A 12,408-nucleotide genomic window follows, 5' to 3' on the forward strand; every position below is an offset into this window, starting at 1 on the left:
TGAAAACGGTTACATGCGGTGCGTAATCAGTTAGTGATCAGTACCGCATTCTGTCGCCACGCCACCGAATGGCGCCGTACCAGGGTCGGCATGAAGCAGTGCGTCGCCGTGATATCCAGGGTGCCTGCGGCCCCCTGTAACGCCAGCTCGGTCGCGATTTTCGCCATAGAAGCAATAGGATAGCGCACGGTAGTCAACTGAGGATCGGTATAACGAGCAATAGGGATATCATCGAAACCGATGACAGACAGATGCAAGGGAATGGCGATGCCGTTATCTTTTAACGCCGTCAGCGCGCCCGCCGCCATATTATCGTTATAGGCAAATACCGCCGTCAGTTGCAGATTGCGTCCCAGCAACTCAACCATTGCCGACTCGCCGCCCTGCATATCCGGCGTGCCGGTGCCAATCCAGCTCTCCGACGCAGCAACCCCCTGCTCTTGCAGCGCGTGTAACCACCCTTCTCTGCGCATCGCGTCATCTTCAATACGGTGGCTGGAGGCCAGGTAGCCGATGCGTTGATGTCCATTATTCAGCAACATTCGGGTCGCCATTCTGGCGCCGCTCACATTGTCGAGACAGACACAACGGTGCGCATAACCCGGCACGATACGGTTAATCAGCACCATACCAGGGATCTGATCCATAAAGTCGCTCAGCTCGCGATCGGTTAAGGCTTTTGAGTGAACAATCAATGCGTTACAACGCTGACGGATCAAGACTTCAATCGCATGACGTTCTTTTTCCGCCTCATGATAACTGTTGCCAATGAGAACATATTTCTGGTGCTGCTGCGCGACCAGATCTACGGCTTTCACCAGAGCGCCGAAAAAGGCATCGGAAACATCCATGACCACGACGCCGATAGTATCGCTCACCTGGGTGGCCAGCGCTTGCGCATTCGCATTTGGCCGATATCCCAGCAGAGTGACGGCCTGCATAACGGCGTCACGGGTGTCGGGACTGACCAACGCGCTGTTATTCAGTACGCGGGAAACGGTCGCTACAGACACGCCAGCCTGGCGCGCTACATCACGAATGGTGATCATATTCACTGCCCTGTTTGAGTTCAAAAATGCTCACAAATGCCCCGTTAGCAGGCGGCTATTTTGTCAGCACCCTGCCCAGGGCTGCGTGAGAAACATCACAGGGATGGAAACGGTTACAGCCATTTTGTTAATGAATGTGATCCAGATCGTTATCTGAACGATCCTGACGCGCGCAACGTGAGTTGACGCCATAACCACTCGACCGGTCCCTGTCGCCAGAAACGTAGCCAGATGACGGAAAAGAGAAGGTTTATTGCCCATACCGGAACGACAAAGAACAAGAGTTCCAGTCGATTGAATTCCATAAATAAGCCAAACTGATAAAACAGCGTGGTACAGATGATCGTCTGCAGCAGATAATTGGTCAGCGCCATTCGCCCTACGCAGGCAATGGCAAGCGTCAGTCTGCATCGGCTAAGCTGCGGCCAGAAGCCAAACATCAGCGCGGCATAGCCCAGCGTTTGCAACGGCGCGCTCAGTTCGCGCGGCGCCTGCAATAAGAAGGCGCACCAGCGGTACGCCCAGTCCAGCCGCCATTGTAAGATGACCGCAGGCAGGTTGATCATTAGCCCTAACGCCACCAGCAGAATCCCGGTACGGCGATAGTGCCGCAGACTGTACTGACCTTTCAGCCAGCCGCTACGCATTAGCGCGGCGCCCAGCAGCATCATACCCGCCAGTTGCCAGCCATACTGCGCGCCGAGCGCCAGTAAACTATTCGACAGCATCTCTGCCCGGTTGCTGATAGCCTCCATGCCGCCGTTCAGCTTCCAGTATTTTTCATACAATATTGCCGACGCATCCGGCGTCCAGGCGCGGCTGGTTTCGCTACTCGATGCTACGCCCAGCAGCAGTAGCACGCCAATCCCGACCAGATAAAGGAGTATGCCGGTATTGAACAGGCTTTTTACCGAAGGCGCGTCGCGTACCAGTCGCCAGCAAATTAACCCGACCAGACCGTAGGCCAGCAGAATGTCGCCGTCCCAAAAGAATAACGCATGGATAAAACCTAACAGTACCAATAGCGTTAAGCGCGACTGAATCCACTGTTTACCACGCGGAAGCAGCATTTGTAGCCCCGCGCCAAACAACAACGCGAACAGCGTAAGAAACTTAGCCTGCGCCACAATATCGAGAATCGCCCAGGACCAGGCGTCTTCGGGAACGATCGCGCCGTACCAGGCGGGATTGAGATAAGCCGCCTTCGGCAATCCAAAGGCGCTAATGTTAAGAAGCAGGATACCGAGGATGGCGACGCCACGTACAAAATCCAGCGTGACATTACGCTCCATCGTCTCCGCCTTAATCATGGATGATGGCGAACGGCACGCAGAAACTCCTGGCGCGTATTCTGGCTGGACTTAAACAATCCGCCCAGCGATGTCGTCGTCGTGGCGCTGGTTGCGTCACGAATACCGCGAGCTTTCACGCAGTAATGCACCGCATCAATCGATACCGCTACATTATTGGTGCCGAGCAAGGTTTGCAGCGCCGTCAGAATTTGTTGGGTCAAACGTTCCTGAACCTGCGGACGCTGGGCGAAGAATTGCACGATACGGTTAATTTTCGACAGGCCGATCACGGAATCTTTGGGGATATACGCGACAGTCGCTTTGCCATCAATGGTCACGAAGTGATGTTCACAGGTGCTGGTCAGCGTGATATCGCGGACGGTGACCATTTCATCCACCTTCATTTTATTTTCAATGAGGGTAATTTTCGGGAAATTGGCATAGTCGAGGCCGGCGAAAATCTCGTCAACGTACATCTTAGCGATACGATGCGGCGTTTCCATCAGACTGTCATCGCTCAAATCGAGATTCAGCAACTGCATAATCTCAGTCATATGCCCTGCGATAAGGCTTTTTCGCGTTTCATTATCCAGTTCATCCATAGGCGGGCGCAGCGGCGTTTCCAGCCCCCGGGCAACCAGCGCGTCATGAACCAGGGCCGCTTCTTTACTGAGTGATGGCATTAATCGTGTTCTCCTGCAGGTGTGGCGCCTCTGCCCTGCATGGGGCAAAGTTTGTCAATATTGTGACAGTGTGATTATTGTGCGTGAGGTAGCGCACATAATCCAGTATTCACGCCCATAATTGTTGAAATTGTCGCTGCCTTTCATGACATCTTTTCCGGTGCGGGAATGATGGCAGGACAAAGGGCATATTTGTTAACGCAACGTTATTTAAATGATGAAGCATGTTTATGTATTACGGAAGTGAAAGTTACTCACAACGCGGTGAATAATCTGTATTATGAAGAATCTGCATACCTTATCAGGTTCACTATAAAAGGAGCCCCCGCATGGAAATGCTCGAAGAGCACCGATGTTTTGGCGGCTGGCAGCAGCGCTGGCGTCATCATGCCGCCACGCTAAACTGCGCCATGACATTCAGCATTTTTCTTCCGCCGACTCAGGATAATGAACCGCCTCCGGTACTGTACTGGTTGTCCGGGTTGACCTGCAATGATGAGAACTTTACCACCAAAGCAGGCGCGCAGCGTATCGCAGCAGACCTGGGCATTGTATTGGTGATGCCGGATACCAGTCCACGCGGTGAACAGGTCGCCAACGATAGCGGATACGATTTAGGCCACGGCGCCGGGTTTTATCTCAATGCCACACAGCCGCCCTGGGCCAGCCATTATCGCATGTACGATTACCTGCGCGATGAGCTTCCGGCGCTCATCCAGACACAGTTTAACGTCAGCGACCGTTGCGCCATCAGCGGGCACTCGATGGGCGGCCACGGCGCGTTAATCATGGCGCTGAAAAATCCGGGCAAATATACCAGCGTCTCTGCTTTTGCGCCCATCGTCAACCCCAGCCGCGTGCCGTGGGGAATCAAAGCGCTTACCGCTTATCTCGGCGAAGATGAATCAGCCTGGACTGAGTGGGATAGCTGCGAATTAATGCTGGCCAGCCAGCCGCAGGACGCCATTCCTGTGCTCATCGATCAGGGCGACAGCGATCAATTCCTCGCCGATCAACTTCAGCCAGCCGTACTGGCGGAAGCCGCGCGGCAAACCGCCTGGCCGATGACGCTACGAATCCAGCCCGGTTACGATCATAGCTATTATTTTATTGCGTCCTTCATCGAGGACCATCTGCGCTTTCATGCCCGGTATTTACGGGGCGAGCGTGAGACGTCACCAACATAATGAATTTTCCAGCGCCGCGCTGTAATTCACCTCCTCCGACTGCGGCGCGGAAGATTTATTATTTAAATCCGCGGCCTGCTGGCGTACCTGAAGGCGGCCGCTGCCCTCTCCGCCTTCATAACTTTCGTGAAAATTACGCAGCTCGGATTCAAACAGCACCGCATCAAGATTATGCAACTTATCCAGCGCCCGCAGGAGAGAAATTAGCGTATCAAGATTGAGCCCTCCCCCCTTCTCGATACGCTTGATGGTGGCGATGCCAACGTGCGCGCGATCGGCAAGCTGCTGCTGGGTCATCGAAAGAGACAGACGCGTCTCCTTTAAGCGGGCGCACAACGACAGGATAATCTCGTCGTTATTCATCGTATTGTATTTCACGCTGTTACCCTCTCTTGCGCGGCTGAATTTTCCCCAGCGAACCATGATATGTTTCACGGTATTTAGCGCTCATGTCTTTACCGGTCTCGTACATCGCAGCAATGATCTCATCGAGCGAAATACAGGGTTCGCTTACGCGACTCATCGCCATCGTCGCCGCGTTTATCGCTTTCACGGCAGAGATGGCATTTCTCTCTATGCAGGGAATTTGTACCTGCCCGCCCAGCGGATCGCAGGTCAATCCCAGATGATGTTCCATGGCAATTTCTGCGGCGCTCAGCGTTTGCTCCACGGATGCGCCCATCAGTTCAGCCAGGCCCGCCGCCGCCATTGAGCACGCCACGCCGATTTCCCCCTGACAGCCAACTTCAGATCCCAGAATAGAGGCGTTTTGTTTAAACAATATCGCGATAGCGGCGGCGGTCAGGAAGAAACGGGTCAGAGCACCGGGTTCCAGCGGCGTGACAAATTTATCATACCAGCAGAGCGCTGCCGGAATGATGCCGCACGCGCCATTGGTTGGCGCGGTAACAATCTGTCCGCCGCTGGCATTTTCTTCGCTTACCGCAATCGCGAAGGCATTGACCCAGTTCAGCGCGGTTAAAAAATCGCTGGCGGAACGGTTAGCCTGTAACGTCTTATGTAACGCACAGGCGCGCCGCGGTACCTGATAGGGACCGGGTAATACCCCCTCAGTATGCAGGCCGCGATAAACCGCCTGCTGCATCACGTCCCATATTTGCGCCAGATAATTCTGCAACGTCTGTGGCGAGTGGCGGCACAGCTCATTTTTCATCATCAGCGCCGCCACAGACAGGCCGTTACGCCGACACAGCGCCAGCAACTGCGCGGCATGACTAAATTCAAAGGGCGACATTGTACGCAAAGGAAGCGATGACGTCAGCGGCTCGCCATGTTTGCGAACCTGTCCGGCGCCGGTCGAAAACCAGGTCTCTTCATACACAGTGAAATAATCATCTCTGGCGCGAAACGTCATGGCATAAGGATGACCTGGATGCGCCTGGTGATTGGCGATAATCTTGACTTTTATCGTGATTCCGCCCGCGTCGGAGAGCGGGAGTTCGATTTTGTTTTCATTTTCCGCACGCTTAATCACCGCCATATGCGAGCGGAGATCGACATTCTCCGGCTGGTAGCCCAGCAGCCCAAGATAAAGGGCGGTATCCACATTGTGGCACTTGCGGCTTAACGATAACGCGCCATACAGCTCGATTTCTATTTCCCGAATTAGCGGCAACGTCTCTTGTTCTCTGAGCAATGAAATAAAGTGACAGGCGGCGCGCATCGGCCCTACGGTACGTGAGCTGGATGGACCTATTACTATTTTGAATATATCAAGGCAACTCTCCATCGTTATATCAATCCTTTCAGTGTCATTCGCGTTCAGTAATAAATAACATCCTCGCACAGTTGACATATCAAAAGTGATACCTTTTGTGTCTGAACTTTACCTGGTATCAAAAACAACGCTTTTTTAGCCCTTTTCTGGCTGTGATATCTGTGATAGCACAAGATTCCACGCCGCAAAAGAGTCATTATAATACCCGTAAATTAAGGGAGTTATCATATGAGCATTATTTATTTTATTACTACACAGGATATCGATACGTTTCAGAAAAAATTACAGGAAACGTTATTTGATGCCGTCACCATGCCATTTCCGCTATTATTTGATAAACGTTATGCCGCGCTTATCAATACCGCTTATTTAAAGCTTACGCTGCCAACGGAATGTCTGACGCCTGAATTTTATCGCTATTTACGCGAACTCTCATTACAATGGCAGTTTGATTTTTTTATTAAGCCGCAGCCACTGCCTGCTAACGGTATTATCGCGTTTGATATGGACTCGACATTTATTGCGGAAGAAGGCGTGGATGAAATTGCCCGCGCGCTTGGCATATCGACGCAAATCACCGCCATTACCCAACAGGCGATGGAGGGCAAGCTTGATTTTAACGCCAGTTTTACCCGACGTATCGGAATGTTGAAAGGCACACCGAAAGCAGTGCTGAACGCCGTATGCGATCGCATGACCCTTTCGCCAGGCCTGTTAACTATTCTGCCAGTCATCAAGGCCAAAGGATTTAAAACCGCGATTATCTCCGGGGGACTGGATATATTCACCCAGCGTCTAAAAGAACGGTATCAACTGGATTATGCCTTTTCGAATACGGTTGAAATACGCGATAACGTTCTGACGGATAACATTACCTTGCCGATTATGAATGCCGCAAACAAAAAACAGACGCTGGTTGACCTGGCTGCCCGGTTAAATATTGCCACGGAGAATATTATTGCCTGCGGTGATGGCGCCAACGATCTGCCGATGTTAGAACATGCTGGCACCGGTATTGCCTGGAAAGCGAAGCCGGTTGTACGGGAAAAAATCCACCATCAGATTAATTATCACGGTTTCGAATTGCTTCTTTTTCTTATTGAAGATGAATTATAACGCGACTCACCTCGCCGGAAGGGAATTTTAAAATGAGTATAAAAACATTTATTTTCAGCCAGCCCGATAAGCCGATTGTAAAAGAGAAAAAAGAGATAGACCAGACCTATAAAAAATTTCGTTTTGAGATTATCGCCTCGGTCTTTATCTCTTATGCCGTCTTTTATCTTACCCGTAAAAACTTCTCCGCCGCGATGCCGGCCATGCTGACGGAAACGTCGCTGACCGCAGAAGACTTCGCCATTATGTCTTCTATTTTTTACATTCTTTATGGCGCGATGAAGTTTGTCGGCGGGATGCTGGTCGATAAAATTAACCCGAAAGCTATGACCGGCCCGGTGCTGATTGGCGTGGGGATTGTAAATATTCTGTTCGGCTTTTCCGACAGCGTGGCGGCATTCTACGTGCTGTACAGTCTCAACGCGATCTTACAGGGCACCAGCTTTCCGCCGATGGCGAAAATTATGGCCTCGTGGTTTTCGAAAAACGAACGGGGACGCTGGTGGGCTATCGTTGAAGCGGCGCACAATATCGGCGGCAGCCTCGCGCCGCTGCTGACCAGTTTTGCTATCGCCTTTAGCGGTAGCTGGAAAATGGGATTTTATGTTCCCGGCGCCATTTCGCTGCTGATGGGGATAGTGGCGCTATTTACTATTAAAGATCGTCCCGGTACGTTAGGTTTGCCCAACGTGGGGCAGTGGCGTAACGACCCGACGGAACTGGCCCAGGTCAAGGCCAGCCCGGTCAACCTGAGCTTCTGGCAGATTTTTGTGAAATATATCCTGACCAATCCACTGGTATGGATCATTATTATCGGTGATATGTCGGTTTATATTGCGCGCACCATCCTTAACGACTGGCCGCAGATTTACTATTCGCAAGTTCACGGCTGGAGCCTGATAAAAGCGAACTCGATTATTTCCTGGTTTGAGGCGGGCGGACTGGCAGGTGGGTTGCTGGCAGGCTACTTGTCTGACTTTATGTTCAAAAGTAACCGCTGGATGACCGGATTAATCTTCGCGTTAGCGCTGTGCATATGCATCGTGCTGGTGCCGCTGGTTCAGGATACCTCTTACACCCTCACCGCGATTCTGTTCACCATCATGGGCTTCGCCTTATACGGACCGCATATGCTTTTTGCCGTCGGCTGTCTGGATGTGACCCATAAGGATGCGGCGGGATCGATTACCGGCTTTCGGGGATTGTTCAGCTATGTCGGCGCGGCAATGGCCGGTGTGCCGGTAATTATGGTGAAAAATAGCTGGGCGTGGTCGGGCGTTTATATCTATGCGTTAATCGCCATTCTGCTAACGACTTTGTCGCTGGCGCTGCTCTCCAGGCTGCATCGGTTATAACATTCTGGCGACAGCGGCAAAACGCGGCTGTCGCCAGTCTCTGTCAGAAACGGTAATCCACCGCCATAAAGTAACGACGTCCGTCTTCGGTGTAACCGTAGTCGTCGCGTTTGAGATCTTTATCGCCCACGTTCAGAACGCCCGCACGCAGTTTAACATTTTTCGTCGCCTGCCATGCCGCGCCGGTATCCCAGACCACGTACCCACCCGGCGTTTTCGCCGTTGCGCTGTCGGCCCGCTTACGCCCGGTATAATTCCCTGATATGTAGAATGACCAGTCTTCGAGCTGCGCCGGTTTCCAGTCCAGCGTACCGTTCGCGGTGTGGAACGGCAGATCGGAAAGCGGCTTGTTCCCGCCATTACTGACGTCGCGTCCGTCGTTATAGGTGTAATTCAACGACAGTTTCCACGCCTCGTTAAACGGAACTTTCAACTCGGTTTCCACACCCTGAATACGCGCTTTATTCACGTTGTAATAACGGAAGACCGGAACGCGCTGTCCCCGACTATTGGTTTCGAAACCGACAAAGTTGGAATAGCCGGGCGCGGCGTTAACGTCAGCGGTACGGCTAATGCTGATGCGATTGTCCACATCGTTACGGAACGTGGTAACGCTCGCTTCCACGCCCTCCAGTATGCCTTCTTCGCCACGGTAATAAAGGCCGAGCTCCCAGCTTTCACTGGTTTCAGGTTTCAGATCCGGGCTACCGATAATGCGGCATCCTCCACGGCAGGAGTTGGTCGCCCAGTCCGGACTTAATTGCAATAGCGACGGCGCTTTAAAGGCCGTGGCCCACCCACCTTTCACCGTCAGGGTATCCGTTGCGTTATAAACCAGATAAGCACGCGGGCTCCAGTGATCGCCATAGGTTTCATGGTCATCCATACGAATACCGGTGGTCAGCGCCAGCGGTTCGAAGATGCGCCACTCATCTTCAAGGAACAGAGCATACTGGCTGGCGGAGGTTTTAGTACTGGAACCGCCGGTCAGGTTGACCGCATCGCTCAGTTTATCGTGACGCCATTCGCCGCCGAAGGTGAGGAACTGGTTGACAGACGCTAACGGCAGAACGTATTTCCCGTCAATCGAATTGCTTTCTGACGTGATAGGGCTACTGTTGCCGGGGTTTTTGTTTTCCACTTTTTCGCCGTAGAACTTGAGCTCGCTATTACCGAGATCCCAACGTCCGTTATGGCTCAACGCGTAGTTTTGCCGTTCCAGACGGTTTTTATCCAGCGAGTCGGAGTCCCGGTCCTGGCGATCAAAACCGTAGCCTGCGGTAACGTCATGATTTTCGTTTGGTGTCCAGGCAAACTCGACGTTTCCATCCCGGCTGGTAAATCCTTCAATGCGCGGCGTTTCACCCGTAGTGGTGGTGGCGGAACTCTGCTGCTCGTCTTTTCCGCGTTTCGCCAGGCTACCGTAGGCTTTCATTCCCAGCACGCCGTCGATCAGCGGACCACTGGCAAAGAACTGACCGTTATAGGTATCGCCACGGTCGCGATGTTCCTGAATAGTGGAGTCAACCGTGACGCTACCGTGCCATTTCTGACCAATTTTTTTGGTAATAATGTTGACCACGCCGCCCAGCGCATCGGAGCCATACAGCGAGGACATGGGGCCACGCACCACTTCAATGCGTTCGATAGCGTCAACCGGTATCCAGTTCAGATCAAAATCATTATGGCGGAAGACCGCGTTACGGGAGTTAACGCGCTTACCGTCGATCAGGATCAGCGTATAACTGCTGTCCAGACCACGAATACTCACGCCTTTACGGTTATCCCCTTCGTTAGTGAGCTGTACGCCCGGCACCTCTTTCAGGACATCTTTCAGGTTTTGCACGGGCCTGCGCTGTAAATCTTGCTGGGTAATGACGCTGATACTTGCTGGCGCATCTTTCAGATTTTGTTCGATGGCGGACGCGGTAACGACCATGGTTTCACCATCATCCGTTGCCGCGGCAACCGGCCAGGCCAACGTAACTGCGGACATACAAAGCCCTACCCGAACGAAAGGGTTAAACCTAAACATTCCATTTCTCCATGAGGTAAATACGACAAAAAAATCGGTTATCGCTCACAACGCATTACGTTTCGCCTGCGATAACGGTTATCACGGCGAACTCTTTTTATGCAGGCGAGTCGGGCTCATGAGTGACGGTCGCGCCCGAATCTTCATCCTTTCTGATTTCGAGCGTAACGATAAAGCAAACGATAATAATTATCAATTTAATTGTTAATAATTATGTCATTTGAACCAATCATGACGAAAAAACAAAAAACCCTCTCGAATGAGAGGGTTAGAAGAGTCAGGTTCAGGCAGTCAGTGCCGGATAGCGGTATAAAGCCTATCCGGGCTATGACGAGAATACCGCGTTACTTTTTAACGCGTTCCGGGAAGTGCATTTCGCTATAGCGCACGAAATGCGTACCTTTTATCAGCTTGTAGCCGAACCAGATAAGCAGGAACAGCGGAATACCGATATAGGTCGCCGCGACGCCGCCCCAGTCGATGGTATCTTTCAGGAACGCTTCATAGTTCTGCCCCAACGTAATAATCAGGCACAGTACAAAGGCGAAAATCGGCCCCAGCGGGAAGAACCCGGAACGGTACGGCAAATCATTCACATCATACCCTTGTATCACGTAACCGCGACGGAAGCGATAATGGCTAATGGCAATCCCCAGCCAGGCGATGAAGCCCGTCATACCGGAGGTGTTCAACAGCCACAGATAGACCGTCTGGTTGCCGAACATTGAGGTCAAAAAGCAAAGACCGGCAATCACGGTGGTGGCATAAAGCGCATTGCGCGGTACGCCGCCGCGGGACAATTTCGCAAAAATACGCGGGGCCTTACCGTCACAGGCCAGGGTGTAGAGCATACGGGTCGAGGCATACATTCCGGAGTTGCCCGCAGACAGTACCGCCGTCAGGATAACCGCATTCATTATCGCCGCCGCAGACAACAAGCCCGCATGCTGGAACACTAAGGTAAACGGACTGACGCTAATGTCTTTGACGTCGTTACGCAGCAGGTTTGGATCGGTATAAGGAATGATCAGGCTGATAATCAAAATCGCGAAAACATAAAACAGCAGAATACGCCAGAATACCTGACGCACCGCGCGCGGAATATTCTTCTCCGGGTTTTCAGATTCCCCGGCGGCAATACCAATCAGCTCAGTTCCCTGGAAAGAGAAGCCCACGATCATCGCGACGCCAATCATTGCCGCAAAACCGCCAGCGAAAGGCGCATCGCCCGTCGTCCAGTTGCTCCAGCCGACCGGCTCGACACCTTTAAAGATGCCGATAATCATCGCTACGCCAACGATGATGAAGATAATAACGGTCGCGACTTTAATTAACGAGAACCAGTACTCCGCCTCGCCAAAACCGCGTACGGAAATGTAGTTCAGCAAGAAAATGACGCAGAGGAATAGCGCGCTCCAGATCCAGCCCGGCGTATCCGGGAACCACCAGCCCATCACCAATTGTGCGGCAACCAGGTCAACAGCGATAGTCACCGCCCAGTTGTACCAGTAGTTCCAGCCCAGCGCGAAACCAAAGCCTTCTTCCACATAGTTCTGACCATATGTCGCAAACGAGCCAGATACCGGCATATAGGCCGCCAGCTCGCCAAGACTGGTCATCAGGAAGTAGACCATCAAACCAATCAGAATATAAGAAAACAGCGCGCCGCCTGGCCCCGCCTGAGAAATTGTCGCACCAGATGCAACGAAAAGACCTGTCCCGATGGAGCCGCCAATGGCAATCATCGTCAGGTGACGCGCCTTTAATTCGCGACGTAGCGCGGGCGCTTCTGTGGTTTTAGTTTTGGAACCCATGTGAAAATGCTATCCATCCAAAAAATGAGGCGCGATTGTAACAGACGAAATACTATCCTTCCGACACAAATGCGCGGTTATAAGAGACCTTCATGACCGGCCACGGATTATAAGTAAAGCAGAGAATAACGTATACGTA

Annotated in this window: 10 protein-coding genes; 3 read left to right on the forward strand and 7 right to left on the reverse strand. The window is 52.2% G+C overall.

The window, feature by feature from the left end; genetic code table 11:
* Positions 1 to 26: 26 nt before the first annotated feature.
* The 3 genes from galS to folE form a co-directional block, all read right to left on the reverse strand.
* Positions 27 to 1,049 carry an HTH-type transcriptional regulator GalS gene (gene galS / locus NA624_RS15465; protein ID WP_000628634.1) on the reverse strand — a complete coding sequence of 341 codons (1,023 nt, stop codon included), beginning with the start codon at positions 1,047 to 1,049 and terminating at the stop codon, positions 27 to 29.
* Between the two features lie 149 nt (positions 1,050 to 1,198).
* A complete protein-coding gene (gene yeiB, locus NA624_RS15470; RefSeq protein ID WP_001528497.1) occupies positions 1,199 to 2,341 on the reverse strand; it encodes a DUF418 domain-containing protein YeiB in 1,143 nt (380 codons plus the stop codon).
* Positions 2,342 to 2,355: 14 nt separating this feature from the next.
* Positions 2,356 to 3,024 (reverse strand): GTP cyclohydrolase I FolE, encoded by a 669-nt coding sequence (folE, locus tag NA624_RS15475; protein ID WP_001139611.1) that lies wholly within the window; start codon positions 3,022 to 3,024, stop codon positions 2,356 to 2,358.
* Between the two features lie 329 nt (positions 3,025 to 3,353).
* On the opposite strand from folE, the gene fghA reads away from it, so the two are divergent.
* Complete coding sequence (gene fghA / locus NA624_RS15480; protein ID WP_000425479.1) at positions 3,354 to 4,211, forward strand: S-formylglutathione hydrolase; 858 nt, start codon at positions 3,354 to 3,356, stop codon at positions 4,209 to 4,211.
* Here the strand turns inward: fghA and NA624_RS15485 are convergent.
* Together NA624_RS15485 and NA624_RS15490 are read right to left on the reverse strand one after the other, a co-directional pair.
* Positions 4,200 to 4,589, reverse strand: coding sequence for a helix-turn-helix domain-containing protein (locus NA624_RS15485; protein WP_000876817.1), 390 nt, complete (start codon positions 4,587 to 4,589; stop codon positions 4,200 to 4,202). The genes fghA and NA624_RS15485 overlap by 12 nt on opposite strands.
* Before the next feature lie 4 nt (positions 4,590 to 4,593).
* Positions 4,594 to 5,961 (reverse strand): L-serine ammonia-lyase, encoded by a 1,368-nt coding sequence (locus tag NA624_RS15490; RefSeq protein WP_001550010.1) that lies wholly within the window; start codon positions 5,959 to 5,961, stop codon positions 4,594 to 4,596.
* 216 nt (positions 5,962 to 6,177) lie between these two features.
* Between NA624_RS15490 and serB the strand changes: the two genes are divergently transcribed.
* Both serB and NA624_RS15500 read left to right on the forward strand, forming a co-directional pair.
* Positions 6,178 to 7,065, forward strand: a complete 888-nt coding sequence (gene serB, locus NA624_RS15495; protein ID WP_000022903.1) for a phosphoserine phosphatase SerB — start codon at positions 6,178 to 6,180, stop codon at positions 7,063 to 7,065.
* A 32-nt stretch (positions 7,066 to 7,097) separates the two neighbouring features.
* Positions 7,098 to 8,420 (forward strand): MFS transporter, encoded by a 1,323-nt coding sequence (locus NA624_RS15500; RefSeq protein WP_000023806.1) that lies wholly within the window; start codon positions 7,098 to 7,100, stop codon positions 8,418 to 8,420.
* Between the two features lie 43 nt (positions 8,421 to 8,463).
* On the opposite strand, the gene cirA is transcribed toward NA624_RS15500, so the two are convergent.
* The gene (cirA, locus tag NA624_RS15505; RefSeq protein ID WP_000488242.1) at positions 8,464 to 10,455 is read right to left on the reverse strand and encodes a catecholate siderophore receptor CirA; all 1,992 of its coding nucleotides are present in this window, start codon (positions 10,453 to 10,455) and stop codon (positions 8,464 to 8,466) included.
* A gap of 344 nt (positions 10,456 to 10,799) precedes the next feature.
* The gene (lysP, locus tag NA624_RS15510; protein WP_000534999.1) at positions 10,800 to 12,269 is read right to left on the reverse strand and encodes a lysine-specific permease; all 1,470 of its coding nucleotides are present in this window, start codon (positions 12,267 to 12,269) and stop codon (positions 10,800 to 10,802) included.
* Positions 12,270 to 12,408 lie beyond the last annotated feature (139 nt).

This window comes from Salmonella sp. NW38, assembly GCF_051807745.1.
Lineage (GTDB): Bacteria > Pseudomonadota > Gammaproteobacteria > Enterobacterales > Enterobacteriaceae > Salmonella > Salmonella enterica.